At 56.7% G+C, this 21,914-nt stretch carries 17 protein-coding genes and 2 pseudogenes; 8 read left to right on the top strand and 11 right to left on the bottom strand.

Features of this window, described 5'->3' with window-relative positions; genetic code table 11:
- Positions 1 to 24: 24 nt before the first annotated feature.
- The 6 genes and pseudogenes from PH5382_RS15070 to PH5382_RS19520 all read right to left on the bottom strand — a co-directional run bounded on the left by PH5382_RS15070 (position 25) and on the right by PH5382_RS19520 (position 3,927).
- Positions 25 to 345, bottom strand: coding sequence for a type II toxin-antitoxin system RelE/ParE family toxin (locus tag PH5382_RS15070; RefSeq protein ID WP_058335221.1), 321 nt, complete (start codon positions 343 to 345; stop codon positions 25 to 27).
- A complete protein-coding gene (locus PH5382_RS15065; RefSeq protein WP_058335220.1) occupies positions 332 to 577 on the bottom strand; it encodes a type II toxin-antitoxin system ParD family antitoxin in 246 nt (81 codons plus the stop codon). The genes PH5382_RS15070 and PH5382_RS15065 overlap by 14 nt, the downstream gene beginning before the upstream one ends.
- A 72-nt stretch (positions 578 to 649) precedes the next feature.
- Positions 650 to 1,921, bottom strand: a complete 1,272-nt coding sequence (locus tag PH5382_RS15060; protein WP_058335219.1) for a relaxase/mobilization nuclease domain-containing protein — start codon at positions 1,919 to 1,921, stop codon at positions 650 to 652.
- A complete protein-coding gene (locus PH5382_RS15055) occupies positions 1,918 to 2,298 on the bottom strand; it encodes a plasmid mobilization relaxosome protein MobC (RefSeq protein ID WP_058335218.1) in 381 nt (126 codons plus the stop codon). Before PH5382_RS15055 ends, PH5382_RS15060 begins: the two co-directional genes overlap by 4 nt.
- 698 nt (positions 2,299 to 2,996) lie before the next feature.
- A pseudogene (locus PH5382_RS15045) lies at positions 2,997 to 3,674 on the bottom strand (MFS transporter); the annotation flags it as partial.
- Positions 3,667 to 3,927 (bottom strand): metal-sensing transcriptional repressor, encoded by a 261-nt coding sequence (locus PH5382_RS19520; RefSeq protein ID WP_082645701.1) that lies wholly within the window; start codon positions 3,925 to 3,927, stop codon positions 3,667 to 3,669. The pseudogene PH5382_RS15045 and the gene PH5382_RS19520, both read right to left, overlap by 8 nt.
- 112 nt (positions 3,928 to 4,039) lie before the next feature.
- Between PH5382_RS19520 and PH5382_RS19800 the strand changes: the two genes are divergently transcribed.
- The 4 genes from PH5382_RS19800 to PH5382_RS15020 all read left to right on the top strand — a co-directional run bounded on the left by PH5382_RS19800 (position 4,040) and on the right by PH5382_RS15020 (position 6,470).
- Positions 4,040 to 4,357, top strand: coding sequence for a hypothetical protein (locus PH5382_RS19800; protein ID WP_231751898.1), 318 nt, complete (start codon positions 4,040 to 4,042; stop codon positions 4,355 to 4,357).
- A gap of 60 nt (positions 4,358 to 4,417) precedes the next feature.
- On the top strand, positions 4,418 to 5,146 hold the full coding sequence (locus PH5382_RS15030) for a HupE/UreJ family protein (RefSeq protein WP_058335214.1): 729 nt from the start codon (positions 4,418 to 4,420) through the stop codon (positions 5,144 to 5,146).
- Positions 5,147 to 5,163: 17 nt separating this feature from the next.
- The gene (locus PH5382_RS15025; RefSeq protein WP_058335213.1) at positions 5,164 to 5,787 is read left to right on the top strand and encodes a hypothetical protein; all 624 of its coding nucleotides are present in this window, start codon (positions 5,164 to 5,166) and stop codon (positions 5,785 to 5,787) included.
- Positions 5,788 to 5,978: 191 nt separating this feature from the next.
- A complete protein-coding gene (locus tag PH5382_RS15020) occupies positions 5,979 to 6,470 on the top strand; it encodes a plasmid recombination protein (protein WP_058335212.1) in 492 nt (163 codons plus the stop codon).
- Here PH5382_RS15020 and PH5382_RS20170 read toward each other — a convergent pair.
- Positions 6,457 to 7,223 (bottom strand): annotated as a pseudogene (locus PH5382_RS20170) (transposase); the annotation flags it as partial. The gene PH5382_RS15020 and the pseudogene PH5382_RS20170 overlap by 14 nt on opposite strands.
- Before the next feature lie 900 nt (positions 7,224 to 8,123).
- Between PH5382_RS20170 and PH5382_RS15005 the strand changes: the two are divergent.
- Positions 8,124 to 8,837 (top strand): trypsin-like serine peptidase, encoded by a 714-nt coding sequence (locus PH5382_RS15005; RefSeq protein ID WP_082645698.1) that lies wholly within the window; start codon positions 8,124 to 8,126, stop codon positions 8,835 to 8,837.
- A gap of 157 nt (positions 8,838 to 8,994) precedes the next feature.
- Here PH5382_RS15005 and PH5382_RS15000 read toward each other — a convergent pair whose 3' ends face one another.
- The 4 genes from PH5382_RS15000 to PH5382_RS14985 form a co-directional block, all read right to left on the bottom strand.
- Positions 8,995 to 10,167: an HlyD family type I secretion periplasmic adaptor subunit gene (locus PH5382_RS15000; RefSeq protein WP_058335210.1), complete on the bottom strand. Its 1,173-nt coding sequence runs from the start codon at positions 10,165 to 10,167 to the stop codon at positions 8,995 to 8,997.
- Positions 10,164 to 12,575: an ATP-binding cassette domain-containing protein gene (locus PH5382_RS14995; protein ID WP_058335209.1), complete on the bottom strand. Its 2,412-nt coding sequence runs from the start codon at positions 12,573 to 12,575 to the stop codon at positions 10,164 to 10,166. The genes PH5382_RS15000 and PH5382_RS14995 overlap by 4 nt, the downstream gene beginning before the upstream one ends.
- A gap of 17 nt (positions 12,576 to 12,592) precedes the next feature.
- Positions 12,593 to 13,897 (bottom strand): TolC family protein, encoded by a 1,305-nt coding sequence (locus PH5382_RS14990; RefSeq protein WP_058335208.1) that lies wholly within the window; start codon positions 13,895 to 13,897, stop codon positions 12,593 to 12,595.
- A gap of 93 nt (positions 13,898 to 13,990) precedes the next feature.
- Positions 13,991 to 16,243 carry an Ig-like domain-containing protein gene (locus PH5382_RS14985; protein ID WP_058335207.1) on the bottom strand — a complete coding sequence of 751 codons (2,253 nt, stop codon included), beginning with the start codon at positions 16,241 to 16,243 and terminating at the stop codon, positions 13,991 to 13,993.
- An 871-nt stretch (positions 16,244 to 17,114) separates the two neighbouring features.
- Between PH5382_RS14985 and PH5382_RS14980 the strand changes: the two genes are divergently transcribed.
- The 3 genes from PH5382_RS14980 to PH5382_RS14970 are packed head-to-tail and all read left to right on the top strand — an operon-like array spanning position 17,115 to position 21,906.
- Complete coding sequence (locus tag PH5382_RS14980; RefSeq protein ID WP_058335206.1) at positions 17,115 to 19,049, top strand: PrkA family serine protein kinase; 1,935 nt, start codon at positions 17,115 to 17,117, stop codon at positions 19,047 to 19,049.
- Positions 19,050 to 19,067: 18 nt separating this feature from the next.
- The gene (locus PH5382_RS14975) at positions 19,068 to 20,399 is read left to right on the top strand and encodes a YeaH/YhbH family protein (protein ID WP_058335205.1); all 1,332 of its coding nucleotides are present in this window, start codon (positions 19,068 to 19,070) and stop codon (positions 20,397 to 20,399) included.
- The gene (locus tag PH5382_RS14970; RefSeq protein ID WP_058335204.1) at positions 20,392 to 21,906 is read left to right on the top strand and encodes a SpoVR family protein; all 1,515 of its coding nucleotides are present in this window, start codon (positions 20,392 to 20,394) and stop codon (positions 21,904 to 21,906) included. Before PH5382_RS14975 ends, PH5382_RS14970 begins: the two co-directional genes overlap by 8 nt.
- Positions 21,907 to 21,914: the final 8 nt, after the last annotated feature.

Below are 21,914 nucleotides of genomic sequence, written 5' to 3'. Positions count from 1 at the left end.
TGGTTCCGGTGCACGCGAGGGTACCTAAGCGTCCAAGGCCCTGATCACCCCGCGCCAGTTTTGCCGCACACCTAGGATACGGATGACCGCAAGATGGTCAGCCTGCGCCTGGTAGATCACGACGTGCTGCCCGGTTTGATGCATGCGCACCGCTGGCGAAATCTCTGTATATTCCCGCGCCAGCTCTGGTAGGTAACATAAGGTCTCGAACACCTGTTCCAGCGTATCCAAGTAAAGATCGGCCTGTTCGCGCCCCCATGTCCTGACGCTGTAAAGCCAGACCTCTTCAAGATCGCTTTGTGCTTTGGGGGTGAGATACAGAGATAGAGGATCAGGCTGCCCCATGGGCCTCCTGCATGCGGGTTTTGAACGCGCCCATGTCAAAGGGGGTTGCAGCACCGCTTTGTAATCCATCCGTGACAGCGGTCTGCAATCTGTCCAGGGCTTGCTGTCTGTTCTGTTCTCGGCGGATCAGATGCTGAACATAGTCGCTGGTGTCTGAATAGCTGCCTTGTTCTGCCTGTGTTTCCACCCAAGCCTTCATCGGATCGGGAAGGGAGATGTCAATCGTTTCCATCTAAATTACTTTCGTTATATCAATAGTATAAGGAGTTTTCGGAATTTTGTCAAAACCACCGGGAAACCGCCGTCACCTTGAAAGACCGCGTGTGCGCCTGCGCTGACGATCCCTCTGCAACTGGTCCGGATCGCGGAGCCTGCGCAGGCTGGCGATGACATTGCGCATCATGATCTGGCGGTCCTTTTTTTGATCCTCCCGGAGCTTCTGCATCCGTTTTTGCAGCTTCTTGCGTTCTTTCATCTGGGCGGTCACCAGCCGGTCCCGCTGGGCTTGATCCCGTTTGGCGCATTTATAGGCCTCGCGCTCATTCTTGCGGCGGGTGAGCTTGGCAGCTCCCGTCAGGCGGTCGAAGATGCCGCGCAGCCTTTTATTGAGCTTGTTGGACCGGGCCTTTGTTTCCTCGCGCCACCGCTTTGCCTGTCCCTCTTTCAGCTTTTGCCGCTCACTGCGGTGTTCTGCCTTCATGGTATGATGTTCTGAACTCAGTGGTTCGCGCGCTTGTGCCTGGTTGGATTTGATCTCCTCAATATAGCCGCGCATCTGTTGGGTGACTTTGTGGTTCAGCTCCGCGCGGGTCTCGGCAACCGAGGGCAGGGACCCTGGATCACCAAACCGTGCCTTCACCTCTTTGGTCTTCAGGCCAGCCCACTTGGGGACGGAATAGACATTCCCATCCACATCCAGCGCCACAAAGCCGCGCCGGTCGCCTTGGGCCAGGAAGTACCCCCGCTCTTCCAGCGCATTCTTGAATCCGACCTGACTGTCTGATCGTTCCCAAGCGGATTGAAACAGCTGCTTGATCTCTCTGGGATCAATGCCGGTGCGTTTGGCCTGCTGCCACTCAGCAAGGGTGAAGTTCAACGGGCTCTTTGCGCCGTAGCTCTGCAGCCCCTTGGGCAGTTCCCAGCCATGATCAAGGAACAGCTCTTTCGACATATCCCGCAGCTTGTTTTTGAAATGCGGCAGGTTGATTGCCTTCAGCTCTTCGCCGTCAATCCGCGACCACACAACATGGGCATGACGCCGCCCTTCTTTCTCATGGATGACAATGGCGCGCGGCTGACCGTTGAGGTCAAGATGGTCTTCGATACGATTAGCGGCATCCAGGAATTGTTCTTCGCTGGCGACATGATCTTGTGGCGGGTTCAAGCTGAGAGAGAACAGATACTGGCGGCAGCGCGTTGCTTTGGAAATCGCATAGGCCTCTGTAAGGGCACCATGCAGATCTTCTGCCATGAACCCGCGTGTTTCCAGCAGTTCGATATGATCATTGTCGCGGCTGTTCATCAGATGGTCTGCCAGATCGGCAGCGCCAGAACGCTGGGAAGCTTTGAGGATCATGATTTTGCTCCCAGTGCTTGCAATAAGGTGCTGCGTATCCAGGCCACCTCTGACGCGGCGGCCTTCAGGTCGCTGTCCAATTCGGGATCAATAACCAGAGTTCCCTGATTCAGGTGCTTGGCAATCTGATTGAGATTGCTGGCCACGCGGGAGGCACCGAGATGGGCCAGCAGCTCTGCCAGAAGCTTTGCATCCAACTCCTGTGTCTGGCGGCGCGAACGGAAGCGCGGGGCATTGTCGGCAAAGACGACCGACTTGATGTAACCAGCCAAAGACAGGCTGCCCGCTCGCTGTTCCAGCAGCGCACGTTCCTCTTTCGTAAGGCGGATGGACAATGGAGGAATGCGTTTTGGTTTTGTGTTCTGTGCCTGATCCATTGCCGCCCATTAGGGGAACGTCAGCGACGGCAGCCCCAGCAGAGCATCATAGTCGATCTCTGTTTTGGGCCGCTGAACCGCTGATAAATCCCATGCTGCGTGCAACAAGGAGCGCTTACGGCGGGCCCCCGCAACCAGCGCTGCTTGCGCTGGCGTAAGAGGAAATTCCGGATCCGGCAAGCCGCGCTTAAAGCGAGCTCCCGCAACCAACTTCAGCGAACTCTCGCTAATATCCAAGCCCGCCCCCAAGGCGGGCTTTGTTACGTTCAGCATCTCCAATAGCTTACCACGAAGCTCAAGCGCGTGAAGCTTCACCGCGCTCGACAAGGTCTTTCCAGTCGAAGTCCGGCACAAAGGATTGGGGGGAGTAATACATCTGGGGTCTCCATTGATGTGATTGAAAATCGACACCAGCTTTGGAAACCTAAAAGGCCTCCCGTTTTGCTGCGCGTCACAAAAAACGCGCAGCAAAACGGGAGGCAAAAAAACAGGGAGAGCGGCGAGAGGGCATCCCTCTCGTCAAATTTGGGAAAGCGAGGAAGGAAGGGCGGATCGCGGACTTTCGCAGCGAGTGAACGTAAGCATTGCTTTTGAAGTGAAAGTTGACATTGGCGGGCGTTAACGCAAGTCAACCGGCATAGCCAGTGTGTTCGTAAAATCCACTCCGGTGTGCGTGTCTCCTTTTTCAACTATCGCCTCAGCGCCAGAAGCCCGCGAAGACGGGGCGTGGCAAGGTAGATGCGGATACCACGTGTCGTCCGGTCATAGATACCACGCGGCTCGGAGGCCTTGGGGCTGGGCAATAGCACTGATACAACTAGAAAAGCCGAGGCAGTAAACCCAACAACCGTTCCGAGGAAAAGCGAATTGTAGGACATCACCGCGAGTAAAAGTGCGGCAAGGGTTGGACTAACGATGTTCTCCAGATCATAGGCCAATCGCGACAGTGACAATGCACGGGTGTAACGCGCCTCTTCCGGCAGAACGTCCGGGATCGTCGCTTGAAAGGCCGGTGTGAAGGCGGCAGAGGCGGATTGCAGCAGGATGATCAAGATATAGACCTGCCAGACCTCGGTTACAAAAGGCAGTGCCAGTGCCACACCAGCACGCACCAGATCGAGTGACACCAGAAACGCGCGGCGCGGCAATCGGTCGGCGAACGCCCCCGCAACGGGCGCGATGGCCACATAGGCCACAATTTTGATGGTGAAGACCGTGCCAAGCACCATCGCAGCACCTTCGCCGGCAAGATCGAATGCAAGCAAGCCGAGTGCAACAGTCGCAAGACCGGTTCCCAGAAGAGCCATGACCTGCGCCAGAAACAGATGGCGGTAGGTGCGGTCGGAAGGGATGTCGAACTGGAGGACCTCAGAGATATCGGGCGATCGTTCGCAGCTCAGCGAGATCTGTTGCGGGGTCTTCGGCATCCAGGCAATGATCCATATGGTCGTGGATCAATGCCCGTTTGGCGTTCGTTATTGCCTTTTCGACAGCCTGCATCTGCTGGGCGATCTGAAGGCAAGGCTTACCGTCCTCGATCATCGCGATCACAGCGCGCAAGTGGCCATCAGCGCGTTTCAGCCGAGCGATAAGGGCGGGATGACTTGCATGGATATGGGGTTTTGACATAAGAGGCTCTTATCCTCCCCAGGGGGATAAGGCAAGACGAAGTCGTGAAAGAGAAGAACGGGCAGCCAGAGCAATGACAACCTTACGGACAATCAGAAAGGCCGTATTGGCAATGATGCTCTGTGCGGCCGTGACAGTCTGGTCGGTGGTGCCAACGACCTCTCATACGCCCGCCATCCTCGATGTGTTTCAGGATCACGCGGAAATGATTGCCGAGCACGGGCATTCGCATGGTCTGGAAGAAGACCTCGCCTGGGCAATGCACGGACACAGCCACGACAGCGTCGATCACGATCACAGTCAGGCCGTCGTGCCGCGCCCTGATCTGTCGCCGCAGCTACTCGATATCTACCGAACTGCGTGGCGACTGGGTTCAGACACCTCTGATCCGCTACAGGTATATCTGATCGAACGACCTCCGCGCGCTTGATCGACTGCACGCCATTGGTGTGCATTTCGCGATCAACAACACACATACGGAGTTCAATCCATGAATAAAGTCCATCTGGACTGGACCGATCCCGGCATGCGCCGGGTCGTGATCCTGTTCTTAATCACGCTATCGGCACTCTTTCTGAGTGCGGGCCATGCGCTTGCCCATAATGTCACCGAAGGCGACGCAGGCTACATCCAGGAAATCTGGGGAGTGAACATCATCCCCTTCATGTACCTCGGTGCCAAACACATGGTGACCGGATATGACCACATCCTGTTCCTGCTCGGCGTTGTCTTCTTTCTTTACCGGATGAAGGACGTGGGTATCTATGTCAGCATTTTCGCGTTTGGTCACTCGTCCACGATGCTTGCCGGTGTCTGGTTCGGCTGGGGCATCAACGCGTATATTGTAGATGCCATTATCGGCCTTTCAGTCGTCTACAAGGCACTCGACAATCTGGGTGCTTATCAGCGCTGGTTCGGTGTTCAACCCAACACCAAGGTTGCAACGCTGATCTTCGGTTTTTTCCATGGCACGGGCCTTGCCACCAAGATCCTCGACTACGAGATCGCCTCGGACGGGCTATTGGCCAATCTTCTGGCGTTCAATGTCGGCGTCGAACTGGGCCAGCTGATGGCGCTTGCCGTCATCCTGATCGTCATGGGCTATTGGCGGAAATCCCCGAAGTTTTTCAGCCAAGCTTACACTGCCAACGTCGTCATGATGTCCATGGGGTTCATCCTCATGGGTTTGCAAATCACCGGCTACTTCATAGCCACCTGAGACCTTAGGAGACCAAAGTGTTAAACGCAGAAAAACCAAGCCTTGATGAGTTGCCAAGCTCTGCGCAGCTCATCCGTTCCACCGCCATTGCGGCTGTCAGCGCGGTTGCGATCCTTGTGACCGTCGTGCTTCCCGCAGAATACAACATCGACCCGACGGGGATTGGTGGCGTGATCGGCCTGACCGAAATGGGCGAGATCAAGACCCAGCTTGCGGAAGAGGCCGAAGCAGACAGGCTGTTGGAGCTTGAGGGGCAGGAAGAGTCGAGCCTGATGAACGACATCTTCGGCCTCTTTGTCGGCGCGGCACACGCGCAGGAAGCTGAAATCTGGCGCGACGAAACCACCTTCACGCTGGCACCTGGTGACAGTGCCGAGTGGAAGCTGGTCATGGAAGAGGGTCAAACGGTGGAATACCGGATGCTGGTCGATGGCGGTCGGGTGAATTTCGACCTGCACGGCCACGGCGGTGGAAATTCGGTGACCTATGAAAAGGGTCGCGGATCGACAGGCGATGAAGGTCAGATCGTAGCTGATTTCGACGGAGAGCATGGCTGGTTCTGGCGCAATCGCGATGGCTCCGTTGTCACCGTAACTGTTCAAGTCCGTGGCGAATACGCCGAGTTCAAGGACGCCAGCTAACACAGGAAGTTGCCGTTCGCGCCAAGCTCAGCGAACGGCGGCTATCCGCCCGAATTCACCTGCGTTTGATCGGCCCATGCCAGTCCAATTCTGAAGAGATTTCTTTCGCCTGCAATCTTCGACACGTCCAAATTATGGTCCCGCAAACTGCATAACCATTTTTTCGTCTCCACCATCAAGGAGATGACAAAATGGATGGTTCACACTTTGAAACGCGCTACCCGGTTGTCCTGCGCTTTGAGGGCATCGGGCCTGAACACCTCGCAGGCTATGAAAAACACCGCAAGCGGGTCGGCGGCGATACCGGTCACATTCTTGAAGATCCGCCCGCGCCCAATCGCTTGCTGATCGGAGATGAGGACTGGGCTGCCGATGCCTTGGCAGAGATCGCAGAAATGAAGGCGCTGAATTTTGCGGCGGAACTGGAAGCCCTGGAACAGCGCAAACGAAAGAAAGACATCCAGAAACGGTTTGCGGAAGGCCCGCGTAATCCCTGGCGGCCAACGCGGCACGGGCCGATGCGCGAGGTGATCTTGACGGCCAACAAAGAGTGGTTCGATGCTGACCCCGCGGCTGTCTTCGGCGAAGGCGTCGAGCACAATCAACGGATCTCGGATTTTGAAGAGCGGTCCATCGCCTGGTTGAAGGATGCATTTGGCGATGATGTCAGCCCAATACCTTGATGTAGGTGAAGTCTGTTTGCCAAAGCTGGTTGATCGCAGTTGTTTTGTCTTTGAACTCGTTCGCCGCCTTAAGCACGATGAACGCAGGACTGGTGATCAGATCATGGGCCTTCAGTGTCCGGTACACCGTGGATTCCGAGACAAAATAACGCTCCTGATCAGTGAAGGTCACCGCCAACTCGCGCGGTGACAGTTCCGTCTCCTGCAAGGCGAAGTCGACAACCTTGCGCTTCACCTCGTCGAGCACCTGGTTCCAGACGTGTTTTGGCTTGGGAGATTGATCCTGCAATCCGGCCTCACCGCGCTGAAGGTACCGGTCGTACCAACGATAGAACGTGGTGCGCGGAATGCCGAGCTTGGCCAGCGTCAGGCGTGCAGACAGATGACTTTCTTCGACCAGCCGTATGATCTCCAACTTCTCAGATGCGGGGTACCTCATTCGTGGTCGCCCCCATCGCCTGTCATGCTTTTTTTGAGAAGGCGGAGTTCAAGCGTCTGTTCCGCCACCACTTCCTTGAGATCCTTTGCCTGGCGACGCAGTGCTTTGACCTCATCAGTGTTCGCAGCACGTGCTGTGTCGCCAGCAAGACGGCGCTTACCGGCTTCCATGAAGTCCTTGGACCATTTGTAGTAGATGCCCTGAGATATGCCTTCACGACGGCACAGCTCAGCAATGCTATCCTCGCCGCGCAAGCCATCAAGGACGATCCTGATCTTCTCTTCCGATGAATAGTGCTTACGCCCCTCTCACACATGCTACGCATGTGCTGCCGGGCAGTGGTCGGCGCGCTTGATGTCTTTGACGATCTTCTCGCCAGGGCTCTTCATTGTCTTTCTCATCGTCCACTCCTCGGTGGCTACGATGAGCAACAAACTCTCTCTTAGCAAATCACCCTATTTGGACCCATAGGCGCTGACGTCAGACAGAACAGGCATTTCAACCCAGGAATGATTTCGCTGAACTTAACTCATCTCCATGTTTGCGGAGATTTTGTGGTTGCTATGTTCTCCCTAAAGCCTTCACTACGCTCTGCGTCCACGTTGTGATCCGCGGCAATCCGGTTGATCGTCTTGGCAGGTGCTGGGATCAACACTTATGCCCCTCGCGACGAGCGGAACCCATCGGGCCGCGAGAAACGTTTGGCCAGTGGCGATCTTTGGTGGAGCATTTTGTCTGGGCGCAAGTGCACGATAGATTGATGCGAAGACTTTCCAATCCGAGCCGGCGGGAGGTCGCAAATTCTGCGGCGTCACTTCTTAACGCGGTGCGACCGGGTTAAGAGGTTTGAAAGCAGTGAGGGGGAAAACGGCCCTGGCTGTGGGACTGATTCTGGTCACATTTGGGGTGATTCCTGCGACCTTCACAGTATTCCTTACCGAACTCTTGCGCTCAAAACCCATTTTGGGGGCAGCCACTGGTCGAAAAAGTTCATGTTTTTACAGGTATTTGCTTAAAGATTTCGGGAAAGTGTTAAGATCAGGTGGCCTTTTACCCTACTTTATTGCCATTCTCTGGCACCAATAACCGGGGGGTTAGGGAATTGTTAACTACGCCTTACTTTGTCCATTTTTTCGTCCACCACGAGCAAGATTGGGCCCCATTCCAGCCGCACGACTGAACAACGATGTCGATGTGGGAAATTGGAGTGGAAAATGAAACGACTATTCGCATTAGTTGCGGCATGCTTCGTAGCAAGTATGCCGGGCGGCGCGAGGGCGGGTGATCCGCAGTTCGGCGTCAAATCGTTACCTGGGTGGGAAGCGGTTGGTCGCCTGAATATTTCCGGACGCAGCATGTGTACCGGATCCTTGATTGCGCCAAATCTGGTTTTGACTGCAGCGCATTGCCTGTTTGATCCGGCAACGGGACGCGCAGTTGATCCTAAAACGATCAAGTTCGAAGCCGGCCTGATGGGGCGGCGTTCAAAAGCTGCCCGCAGCGTGGCCAAGGCGGTTTTGCACCCTGGCTATGAATTCCGGCGCCCGGGTAAATCACAGATCGGCAGCGATATCGCCGTGCTGCGGTTGTCAAAACCGATCAGCAGCAATGAGATCCAGCCGCTGGCGATGTCCTGGAAAGCTGATCGCGGGGATTCAGTTGGGGTTCTGTCCTACAATTACACCCATGCGACCCGGCCAAATCTGGAGCGGAGCTGTCAGGTGCTGGCAAAGCAGAAATCGACATTGGTTATGTCTTGCCGGGTTGATTTTGGAGCTTCCGGCGCGCCGGTTCTGGAAGTAATTCCGGGACGTGTTCCAAAGCTGATTTCGGTAATCTCTGCCAAAGCGGCGATGGGAAACAAGCGTGTGTCAATTGGGACAGCCCTGGATTCATCCCTCTGGCGGTTGATGCAGATGGCCGGCTAACGAAATACGTCCACTCCTTTAGCGACGTTTCCCGACTCCCCACTGCCAGAATGGCAGGGGGACAAAGGGCCCCCGCTGAGAGAGACCAGCTGACCAAGGCTAGTCTGGAGCCAGACATAGTTCAGTCTTTTCCAGACAAGATACATACTCGTTCTTTCTAAGGTTCGCGGAAGGCTTCTTGGGATTTATAGAGTGGTTTCAGCAAGTAGTTGAGAATGGTCTTTGATCCTGTCTGCAGCTCTGCGGTTGCGCGCATGCCGGGACGAATTTCGATCCCTTGCTGGCGCTCGGAAAAACTGGAGCGATCAACCCGTACTGTGACACGATAATAGGGTTCGGCCCGAGGATTGCGTTCATCCTCGAAAGTATCCGCCGAGACAAAATCAACCTCGCCTTTGAGAGAGCCGTAAATGGTGTAGTCATAGGCCGAAAGTTTGATTGTAGCGTCCTGACCAGGTTGCACGCTGGCGATATCCTTGGGATTGACACGGGCTTCAACAAAGAGCTCTTCGCCCAAGGGGATGATTTCAAAAATCTCTTCACCCGGCCGCACGACGCCGCCAATGGTGGTCACAGCCAGATTGTTGACGATACCCGACATTGGCGATGTGATGACTGTGCGGTTCAGCTGGTCCAACGCCAGACGCTGATCTTGCCGCAAAGAAGCCAGCTCGCGCAGGGCCTCAGAATATTCCTCGGCCAGCTTCAATTCAGTCTGGGTGCCAATTTCATTGTATTTCGCCTGCGCGTCGGTTGCGGCTTTTTGTGACCGGTTCACTTCGATCAGGGCGACGATATTCTGTTTGTATAGCTTTTGCATATTGGCCAGCTCGTCGTTGAGCTGATCCAGGATCTTGCGCGCACTGTCGCGGCGGCTGTTGAAATCTCCCTGACGGGCATTCAAGAGCGCGCGCTCCGAGGCCAGAATTTCAGCCGAGCGTACGGCCAGCTCATTGGGAACGGCAAATTCATAGGCGCCGTCCATTTCCGCCTCAAGCCGGAACTGCTTGATTTCCAGCGCGTCGATCTGGTCCTGCAACTCGTCTGCAATGGTGCGAAACTTGGTATCTTGCAGTTTTGCCAACACCTGATCTGCCTGCACAACATCACCCTGACGCACATGCAGTTCTGCCAGAATGCCGCCCTCGAGGTTCTGCACGATCTGCGCCCGTGATGAGGACACAACTTCGCCTTCGCCGCGCACGATCTCATCCACCGAGGCAAAGGCGGCCCAGCCGATGAACAGCAACAGTGCTGCACCAACCAGATAGACAATGCGGCTGGCGCCGCGGGCACTTTCGGCCAGATCATAATGCGCAGAAGAGGTCATTTGCTCTCTCCTGCTGCGAGATGCGCCAGAACCTTGTCACGCGGGCCATCCACAACCATACGCCCGCCCTGTAGGATCAGGGTGCGGTTGGTCAGTGACAGGATCGGCATCCGGTGGGTGGCAATGACGGCGGTGCGCCCCTGTAGCCAGGTTTCCAGGCGGCTGACCAACGTGCGTTCCAGCGTCTGGTCCAGCGCCGCAGTGGGTTCATCCAGCAAAACGATAGAGGGGTTCTGCAGCCAAAGTCGCGCCCAGCCGATGGATTGACGCTGACCGATGGACAGACCGCCGCCACCATCGCCGATATCCAGATCCAGCCCCTTGTGGTGGCCGCGCACATAGGCGCCGAGCCCGGCAAAATCCAATGCGGCCATAAGGCGGCCATCGTCACGTTCCAGCTGATTGAGGTTGAGGTTGTCACGAAGCGAGCCAGCAAACAGGCGCACATCCTGGCTGAGATAGCCGATATTGCGGCGCAGATCGCGGGGGTCGATCTGACCCATGTCGGTTCCATCAATCATGATGCGACCATTGTCGGGCGAATAAAGCCCCGACAGCAGTTTGATCAGGGTGGATTTGCCGGAGCCATTGACGCCCAGCACCGCAACCCGTTGGCCTGGATTGATCGCCACACCGGGCACATCCAGTGTAGGGGCGGCATCGGCATCATAGCGGAACACGACCTCGCGCAGCTCGAAATGACCCTGCAGTTGCTCACGGCGTAGATAGCTGCGTTCGGCTTCCATTTCTTGTGGGGCGTTGGCGATAGCTTCCAACCCCTCCAACGCGCCCTTGACGTTGCTCCAGCGGGCGAGTGTGGCGGCAAACTGGGTCAGCGGCGCCAGGGGGCGGCTGGTCAGGATACCTGTGGCAATGATTGTCCCGACGGTGAACTCGCCGGCAAAAACCAGCAAAGTACCCAAGGCCACAGCGGTGATATAGGTCGCCTGCTGGATCCCCTGCGACCAGAAGGTGAGGGCACTGGCCAGACGGCGTTGTTCGGTCGAGGAATGCGACGATAGCGTGTTCAGCTCGTCCCACATCCGCATGACCCGGTCTTCGCCGCGCTGTGTTTTGACGGTGTCGAGTTCGGTCACCACCTCGTGCAACAAACGGCCTGCCTTGGCATTGGCACCCTGGGTCTGGCGGGTCAGCGCGATCATTTTGCGCTGCATGAAATAGGCCGGCAGCAGCATCATGATGCCGCCCACCATGATCACCCAGACAATGGGTCCAGCGATCGAGGCGACCAGAAGCAGGAAAATCGCGATAAAGGGGATATCGGCCAGCGTTGAGATGGTCGAAGATGTAAAGAATTCACGCACCGCGCCAAAGTCGCGCATGGCAGCGAACAGCCCCGAAGGTGGAAGCGGTTTTTTATCAGAGCGCATGCCGATCAGGCGGCGCATCAGGTTGTGCTGTACCGAGAGTTCGATCTGGCGACCGGCGGCATCGGTGAGGCGGGCACGTGCGATTTTCAGCAAAGCCTCAAGCATGATGGCAAGGAAGGCGCCAATAGCCAGTACCCAGAGCGTGGCATGTGACTGGTGGGGGACAACGCGGTCATAGACCTGCAAAGAGAACAGCGCGACAGAGACGGCCAGTATATTGGCCACCAGTGAGCCGAGCATGATCTCACCGACCTGGCGGCGGTATTTGGGGAATTCGCCCCAGAACCAGTGATCACTTTCCAGCTGCGGTGTGTGGCGGGCAGCCATCTGTTTGAGCGAGGGGCGGGCGGTCAGCAGCACGCCGGTAAAGAAAGGGGCAAACTCAGACAGCGGCACTTCGGCACGATTATCTGCGCAGGTGGTGTCAAAAATAGTCAGCCGGTCGCGATCCTGGCCCATGACCAACACGCATTGACCACCCTTCATCATTGCCAGGGCAGGCCAGTCGGCCTGGGCAATATCCTGGTTCTTTTGCAGTTTGACCTGCAATCCAGTGGAGTTGAGCGCCTGCGCCAGACTTTCTGGTGACGAGTCGCCGGGATTGTTGCTCCACATGAAGCTGGCGATATCGCTTGCATGGGCCTCGGTGCCCTTCAGCGACGCCAGCGTGGCAATCAGGGTGGCGCGGTGCTGGATGCGCGCAGAAGCGCCTTCGATCAGGGTGCCAACCTCGCGGCGTCCCTGTTCGGTTGTGGCCGACACAGACGCATCTGCCTGCACTGCCGAGGCTGATGGTGTCTGGGTCGTGACATTGGTCGAAGAGGCTGTGGTGGTGCTGTGTGGCGCTGTCGTGGCCTGCAAATCGATGGTCCGTGGTGTCTGGTCGCCGTTCGCATCACGCTGGGCGCGCGGCGATGCGGATAGCGGCGCAGGGCTGGGCGGCACGGCGCGCAATTTAGGCCGGTCCGACTGGCGGTTTTTATCGCCTGAGGCGGAGGTTGGGGGGGCGGGTGGCATGCGCGATGTTGTATCGGTCAAATCGTATCCCCATCCGCCAAAAGGCCCATATCGCGTGCCAGTTCCAGCTGGATCAGAACCACCTGGTATTTTGCATCAATGTAGTCCTGCTCGCGCTGGACCAGTTCTTCGTAGATCGACACCACATCCATCACTGGCCGCTGGCCGGCCTCAAACTGAGCTTTGAACAGCCGATAGGTTTCGCGGCTGGTACGCGCCAAAGAGGCGGTTTCGGTGGTTTGTCTCTTGTAGGATGCCAGGCGCTGGATCTGACGCGAGTATGTGCGTCGCGCGTCTTCTTCGGCCTCGCCAATCTGACGACGGGCTGCTTCTTCGCTGGCTTTTATCGCCTTGAGCGCCGCCGGGGTGCCTAGTCCCAGTGGTTCTGCCAAATCCAGGGTCAGGCCCGCGCCGGATCCGTCTGAAGTGATATTGCCAGCGGCAGCAATCTGCGGCAGCAGACCTGCCCGGCCCACCTTGGCCTCAGCGACGGAGCGATTGGCGACCGATTGGGACTTCAACACCGACAGATACTGTGACCCCGAAGGTGGGGTGCCAAGATCCAGCGTGCTGGGTTTTTCGTCAAAACTTTGCCCGGTCATGGCCGTCAGTTCGGCTCGCGCGGTGGCGGCGGCATCCTGGGCGGTGGTGCGGGCATTGCGCATGCCATTGATTTTGCTGTCGACCACATTGAGATCAGAGCGGTCCGAAAGCCCGCCCTCGACGCGGCCACTGACGATGCGGCGGAATTCCTGCATCTGTTTCAGAGCTCGCCCGTTGAAGGCGGCCTTTTCATCGCCTCGCAGACCGCCCACATAGAGGCCAACCGCGTTTTCCACCCGTTCGTTCATGTCGATGGACAGATTGACAGCAGCGACTTCGACGTCTGCTGCAGCAAAGTCGCGTTCGGCCTTGCGGCGGCCATTGTCGAACAGAACCTGTTCGATCAGCATGCTGGCCACCAGATCCCCAAGATCGGTCAGACTGACAGAGGGGCCGATTGTGGGCAGCCAGTTTTTGGCTTCCGCTTCGGCCCTCAGCTTGGCGCTGACCAGTTCGGCCTCGGAGGCACGGGCAGAGGCGGCAACAGCGGCCTCGGCGACGGTGCCATAGATACTCTCCCTGTCGAGCAGCGAGCGCCGCTCAAGCAGAGTGGAGATGACGGCGGATGCCTCTTCGCCTTCGGGCTGTTCAAAATTGCTGACACGCCGAGTGACATCGCTGTCTTCGCCCGCCTGACCACCCAGAAAAGGCAGCCCATCAGCGCAGGCCGACAGGCTGCACAACAGTGCCAGAACGCCAATGGGTCGTGCCAAATGCATACTGCCCCTCGCCTTTTTCTTTTTAGGCCTGTGATTGGGGGCGGCGACAAAGGCTGTGCCCGCGCCGACCCGATGGATCAGATCCCCGATGGGTCAGATGATGTTGACGTTGATGTCTTGATCAATGACCAGGGTCGTGCCGTCATTGCCGACAGTATAGACGTTATAAGCCTCGCCACCGACGTTCCGGGTGCCGGCAAGCGTTGCATCAGTCACGGTGACGGTGTCGTCGCTATCACCGCTGTGAATGGTGAGCGTGTCGGAGTTCTCGGAGAGCGCCTTGATTGTGGCCTCGTCGAGCTCCAGCTGCACATTCACAGTTGTTGCCAGATCCAACTCGTCGATGTTGAAACCTCCCAAGGCGGCATGATCCAGCGTGCTGGCCGTTGTGGCGTTGTCTTCAAGCACGATCAGGGTGCTGGATGTGTTGTTGAGAGAATCCACATTGCTGACGACCAGATCAGTTCCGTCCGGCACCGGAATATCCAGGAAGGCCCAAGTGGAGCCACCGATTTCCGCTTCGGTTGCCGAGAGGGTCGAGGCGGTGCCGTCGCCTTCGAGGGCGGAGATGGTATGGGTGCCCCCCACGCCTTCGATAGAGAGAGCGGTGAGATCTTCGGTGCTGATATCATTGGTGATCTGGTCGATCACCGGGGCTTCGAACACGGTATCTATTTCGAAAGTCTCGGTCAGTGTCTCGCTGTTGCCGAGTGCGTCGGTGGCAACAATGGTGGCCTCGACTTCATACTCGCCGCGAGGGAAATCCGAGGCATCATAAGCGACGCTCCAATTGCCGGCCGCATCGACGATGGCAGTTGCGGCAACACTGTTGATGGTGACCACAACCGAAGAGCCGGGCTCAACCGTTCCCTGCAAGGAGAAACCAGCGGTGAGTTCGTCTTGGTTGATGATGTCGTTGCTGGTCTGGTTGGGTTCGACGGTGAAGGGATCCACCTCGGTATCAACTCGAATATCATGGCTGCTGGTGATGGTGTTGCCGGCCAGATCCGTAGCGGTAACGGTAAAGCTGCTGTCGTAGGTGCCAGACGCGATATCGCTGGCGTCATAGCTCACGGACCAGCTGCCATCGCCTGCCACGGTCGTCGTTTGGGTCACGCCCTGGAACACGACCGAGATGGCCGCTCCGGCTTCGCCGGTCCCTGTCAGGGTGACGCCATCCGAAGCCTCGGCGGCATTGACCATATTGTCGCCTTCAACAGTGTTGAAGCTCAGCGCGGTTTCGGTATCGACCACAAGCGTTTCGGTGTAGCTGGAGCTGTTGTCGAAATCATCTGTTGTGGTGATCGCGATGCCGGTGGAATAGTCTCCGGTGGCGATCTCGCTCGCGTCAAAAGTCACGGACCAGCTGCCATCCCCGCCCACAGTCGTGCTATGCGAGAAGCCATTGATCTCGACCAGCACGGTGGCACCTGCTTCGCCGGTGCCGGTGATCACAGTGCCGCTGGACTGTTCGGAACCGTTGACCACATCGCCGGTGGACTGGGTGCCGCTGGTGACTTCGATTTCTGGTGGGGTGGTGTCGATGATGACAGTGGGGCCATCCAGATCATATGTGGTGTCGCCCGGATCAATGACCTGAACGGTGGTGTCATAATTGCCATCGACAGGCAGATCGGTCACCGGGAAAGTGACCTCCCAGGTGCCATCGTCACCGATGATGGTTGTCTGCGTGATGCCTCCCATATCGACTTCGACTTCAGAACCCGGAATGCCGGTGCCGGTGATCACCACTGGATCGGTTGTGTTACCACCAATCGGATAGGTAGCGTCAGGATTGTCCACGGTGGGCAGGATGACATTGCCATTTCCGCCACCACCTCCGCCGCCGCCACCTCCGCCACCGCCGGCAATTACGGCTGCGCCTGCGACCCCGGCCGCAGCACCAGCTGCGCCAAGCCCGCCAAACAGCGGCGCCGCGAGGGGGGCAATCACAGGTTCAATGCGATCAACGTCAAGGAAGACCATGTCATCATAGGCCGACCATTTACCGGACAGATCGAGTGGTTCGTAGCTGGCAAAGAGAACGCCTTCGGCCTTGTCCTCCAGAATGACCTCGACGAAATCGCCTTCTTCGCTGAGGAAGAGGTTCTTGCCGCCGGAGGTGCCCTGGCCATAATAGTTTTGCAACACAAGGATCTGCCCGTCCGCGAGGACAAGATGCAGGTCTGCACCGCGTCGTGCATAACTGTCGATATCGGAGGCGCTGAGATTCAGCGAGATATCTTTGGCTTGGGTGGTGTCCAGAGAAGAGGGCGTGCCCTCGGAAAAAGTGCTTTGACGTGTGGTTCCCGAAAGATCACGGGTAATAAATCCAACAGTGCTCATTTTTTTGCCGCTCGCTTCTAGATCGCGTAACCCCACTAATCCAGGGGGTTACGAGAGTCCTGTGCCTGTAAATTCTGCCTCAAGGCCGTTCTTTGCGGCCATATTGAGGGTATATTGCGTCGAATTTGAATCAAAAGTCTAGCCTTGAGCGGGCAGAGGTTGAGATGAATTGCGCCTCATAGTGTCTTGTTTGTCGCAGGTTTTCCGTGCAGGGCCGGATTTCGGGGTCGGATTTGGCAATTTCTTACCAAAAGGTTAACGGCAGGTGCAAAAACTGCGCGAAATGTGGCGGGAATGCGGGGGCTTGCAACTGGGGGCACCTGGCACAGCTATCCGGTTTGGCAGCAGAGCTTTGAGCCAGAACACTATCCAGAACTCTATGGAGAGTTTCTTGGAAGGACTGTGCCAAGTGGGCTTCCTGCTGAGGTTCTGCTAGTTAAAGTTCGGTTTTCCAGGGTCTTGAACCTGCTGTTTAGATCCGTTGAAAAGAGGGGCCTAGCAAGTCGACTACGGTCGATATTCCGGGTGCGGTCTGGGGGGATTTTCACGTGAACTCGCGTGGCTGTGAGAAGAGTTTTCTAAAATTCCACTGGCAATTAATTAAAAATATACCAGTTCAGAATAGTATGAAGACCACAAATAGTGTAACCTTGTGTAAAACCGAACGGCAACTTGTAGTCAGAGTTTGCCGGGTTAAGCCCACCTTTAGAGCGGGCGCCGGGCACCTACTGGGCCGTCGGCTAAGAGCAGAACTCAAAACAAAAATTACTAACGCGGACATCCATGGCCCACGTGCTGGGCACACTCTGTCTGTGCGCGTGTACCACCGCCAGGAGGAAAGGCGAAGCATAACCCAGGAGGCTAGATCCCGATGAAAGACATTGCCGAGATTTTTGCAGAGCAGTATGGCCAGAGCCGCGAGCAGGAGATGTCTCTTTATGACTATCTTGACGCCTGTCGCGATGATCCCAGTCTCTATGCCAATGTGGCGGAGCGGATGCTCAAGGCGATTGGCGAAGAGGAGCTGGTTGATACCTCAAAGGACGCCCGGCTGGGGCCGATCTTTCAGAACCGCACCATCAAACAGTATCGCGCCTTCAAAGAGTTCTATGGGATGGAAGACACCATCGAGCGTATCGTGGGCTATTTCCGTCATGCCGCACAGGGATTGGAGGAACGCAAGCAGATCCTCTATCTGCTGGGGCCGGTGGGCGGCGGCAAATCCTCCCTCGCAGAGCAGCTGAAACGTCTGGTCGAGGACCAGCCGATCTATGTGCTTAAGGCAGGTGATCAACTATCGCCTATCTTTGAAAGCCCGCTCGGCCTGTTCGATCCTGAGCGCATGGGGCCGATCCTGGAAAAGGAATACGGCATTGCCCGTCATCGGCTGCCGGGGCTTATGTCGCCCTGGGCGGTGCAGCGGCTGGATGAGTTCGGCGGCGATATCAGCAAGTTTTCGGTGGTGCGCCTCTATCCTTCGGGCCTGCGGCGCATAGCGGTCGCCAAGGTGGAGCCGGGCGACGAGAACAATCAGGACATATCGACCCTGGTGGGCAAGGTCGATATCCGCCAGCTGGAACATTTCAGCCAGGACAACCCGGATGCCTATAGTTTCTCTGGCGGTCTTAATCGCGCCAATCAGGGCATTCTGGAATTTGTCGAGATGTTCAAGGCGCCGATCAAGATGTTGCACCCGCTGCTGACGGCGACCCAGGAAAGCAATTACATGGGCACCGAAAGCTTTGGCGCCATCCCTTTTAATGGGTTGGTGCTAGCGCATTCAAATGAAAGCGAATGGCAGGCTTTCAAAAACAACAAGAACAACGAGGCTTTTATTGACCGGGTGTCGATCGTCAAGGTGCCCTACTGCCTGCGCGTCAGTGATGAGGCACAGATCTACGACAAGCTGATCCAGCACAGTGAGTTGGCGAATGCGCCCTGCGCGCCGGAAACCATGAAGATCCTCAGCCGGTTTTCGGTCCTGACCCGGCTGAAGCCGCATGAAAATTCGAACCTCTACTCCAAGATGCGGGTCTATGATGGCGAAAGCCTGAAAGACACCGACCCCAAGGCCAAGACTGTGCAGGAGTATCAGGACAGGGCCGGCGTCGATGAGGGGATGAACGGGATTTCTACCCGTTTTGCTTTCAAGGTTCTGTCCTCGACCTTCAACTTTGACACCGATGAGGTGGCGGCCGATCCGGTACATCTGATGTATGTGCTCGAACAGATGATCAAGCGCGAGCAGTTCCCGGCAGAGACCGAAGCGGCCTATCTCGAATTTATCAAATCGGATCTGGCGCCGCGCTATGAAGAATTCATCGGCAATGAGATCCAGAAGGCCTATCTCGAAAGCTATACGGAATACGGACAGAACGTTTTTGACCGCTATATCTCCTATGCGGATGCCTGGATCGAAGAGCAGGATTACAAAGATCCAGACACGGGCCAGCTTTATGATCGCGAAATTCTGGATGGAGAGCTGAGCAAGATTGAAAAACCGGTGGGCATCGCCAACCCCAAGGATTTCCGCAATGAGGTGGTCAAGTTCGCACTGCGCCATCGCGCCAATACGGGGTCCAACCCGGCCTGGAATTCCTATGAAAAGCTGCGGGACGTGATCGAAAAGCACATGTTCAGTCAGGTTGAAGAACTGCTGCCAGTGATCAGTTTCGGCAGCAAGAAGGACAGCAAGACCGAAGGCAAACATCAGGAGTTTGTCGAACGCATGCGCAGCCATGGCTACACCGACCGTCAGGTCCGGCGTCTGGTGGAATGGTACATGCGCGTGAACAAGGCAGGGTAACAAGGGGCGTCGGAGCAGATGCATCAATTCATCGACAGGCGCGCCAATCCAAAGGGCAAAAGTCATGGCAACCGGCAACGGTTCCTGCGTCGTGCCCGGGAAAATATCAAAGAGCGTGTCGACCGGTCGGTGCGCGACAAATCCATCCAGGATGGAGAGGGCGTGGCAGCCGACGGCGAAAAAGTGACAATCCCCGCACGGGGATTGAAGGAGCCGCGCTTTTTTCATGGCGCCAAGGGTGGCAATCGCCAATATGTCCTGCCGGGCAACAAGGAGTTTGTCGTAGGCGACACCATCCCGAAACCCAAAGGCGGGACAGGGCAGGGCGGTGGCGAGGCTTCTGAGGATGGCGAAGGTGAGGATGAGTTTTCTTTCACGCTGAGCCGTGATGAATACCTCGAAATCCTGTTTGATGGGTTGGAACTGCCCGATCTGGTCGAAAAAACCATGGTGGAGACCGAAACCATCGGCACCCGCCGGGCAGGTCTGACGACAGCGGGCACGCCAAACAACCTCAACCTTGTACGCACCATGCGCAATTCTCTGGGGCGTCGGATTGCCCTGCGACGCCCGTCGACGCAGGCGCAGGCTGAGCTGGAGGCGGAAATCAGCGCCCTGGAGGCTCTGGCGCCGCTGTCTGCTTCGCAGGAGGCTCTGCTGGCAGAGCTGCAGGAGCGCCTAGACGGTCTGCGGCGTAAGCGTCGGGTGGTCGGCTATATCGATCCGCTTGATCTGCGCTATGATACCTTCGTGCCGGAAAAGATCCGCAACTCACGCGCGGTGGTATTCTGTCTGATGGATGTCTCGGGCTCTATGCAGGAACGCGAAAAAGATCTGGGCAAGCGGTTTTTCCTGCTGCTGCATCTGTTCCTGTCGCGCTGCTATGAACATACCGAATTGGTGTTCATCCGCCACACTCACCATGCCCAGGAGGTGGATGAAGATACCTTTTTCTATGCCCGTGAAACCGGCGGTACCATCGTGTCGACTGCGCTCGACAAGATGCGTGAGATCATTGCAGACCGTTATCCGCCCGATGAATGGAATATCTATGGGGCGCAGGCCTCGGACGGGGAAAACTTTGGCAATGACTCGACGCGATGCAAGCATCTGTTGTTGAACGATATTTTGCCGGTCTGTCAGTACTACGCCTATATGGAAATTATCGCGGAGATGTCCACCGCGCTGCTCAATTCACCGGAAACCGGGGATGATCTCTGGCAGAATTACCGCGAGGTCAAAGCCCAGGCGCCGCATTTTGAAATGCAGCGTGTGTCGATGCCGGAACATATCTATCCGATCTTCCGGGAGTTCTTTCTGCCACGCGTGAAGGGAGGTCAGAATGCTTGACGCGAAACCAGGGTCAGGTTTGCTGTTTGACGGGCCGGAATGGACCTTTGAGCTGATGGAAAAAGCCCGTGATGCCATCGAAGACATCGCGTTGAATGATCTGGGGCTGAATGTCTATCAGAACCAGATCGAGATCATCTCGGCGGAGCAGATGCTGGATGCCTATTCCTGTGTGGGCTTGCCGCTGATGTACCAGCACTGGTCCTTTGGCAAACATTTTGCCCGCGACGAGGCGCTCTATCGGACGGGGCGACAAGGTCTGGCTTATGAAATCGTCATCAACTCCAACCCCTGCATCAGCTACAACATGGAAGAAAACACCATGGCGATGCAAACCTTGGTGATGGCGCATGCCGCCTTTGGGCATAACCATTTCTTCAAGAATAACTATCTGTTCCAGCAATGGACAGATGCAGACGGCATTCACGACTATCTGGCCTTTGCGAAAAACTACATTGCCGCCTGCGAAGAACGCTACGGGTTGGATGCAGTCGAAGAGATCCTGGATGCAGCCCATGCCTTGCAAACGCAGGGAGTATTCCGCTACGGCCGCCCGCCCAAGCCAACCGCGCAAGAACAGGAGGCGATGCAGCGGGTGCGTGAGGGCTACGAGTCCAGTCGCAGCCTGCTGGATATCTGGACGGACGCCACCCTGGGGCGCGACAAGGCCGAAATGGACGGGGATGCGCCCTATCATGCGCGCCGAAAACAGATGAGCCTACCGCAGGAGAACATCCTGTATTTTCTGGAAAAGCACAGCCCGGTTCTGGAGCCCTGGCAGCGGGAACTGCTGCGCATTGTGCGGATGCTGGCGCAGTATTTTTACCCGCAAAAACAGACCAAGGTGATGAACGAAGGCTGCGCCACCTTTGTGCATTACTACATCATCAATGAACTCTTTGCGCAGGGGCGCATCACCGAAGGCGCCTTTATGGAGATGATGCACAGCCATACCAATGTGGTGTTGCAGCCTGACTACGATGATCCACGCTATTCCGGCATCAACCCCTATGCGCTGGGCTTTGCCATGATGATGGATATCAAACGCATCTGCGAAGACCCGACCGAAGAAGATCGCGACTGGTTTCCGGATGTCGCAGGCCATGCGGATTGGCGGCAGGTGCTGCGTGATGCCTGGGAGAACTACCGCGATGAGAGCTTTATTCAGCAGTATCTCTCGCCACATCTGATGCGCAAGTTCAAGCTTTTTGCCCTGGCCGACAACGAGGATCAACAGGAGATGGTGGTGAGCCAGATCCACAACCGGGCGGGCTACAAGGCGATCCGCCGGGCACTGGCGCATCAGTATGACCTGGCCTATCTGGAGCCGGACATACAGGTGACAGATGCGGATCTGCGCGGGGATCGCCGCCTTATCCTGACCCATACGGTGCGTGATGGCATCCACCTTGAGGAGGAAAATCGGAGTGAGGTGGTGAAACACCTACGTCGCCTCTGGGGCTATGAGGTGGCACTGGAGGCGGTGGAAACCTACGTGGATATTTAGATCAGATT

It is taken from the genome of Phaeobacter sp. CECT 5382 (assembly GCF_001457775.1).
Classification (GTDB): domain Bacteria; phylum Pseudomonadota; class Alphaproteobacteria; order Rhodobacterales; family Rhodobacteraceae; genus Pseudophaeobacter.
The sequence above is the reverse complement of the archived record's forward strand: the minus strand, read 5'-3'. Positions and strand labels throughout refer to the sequence as shown.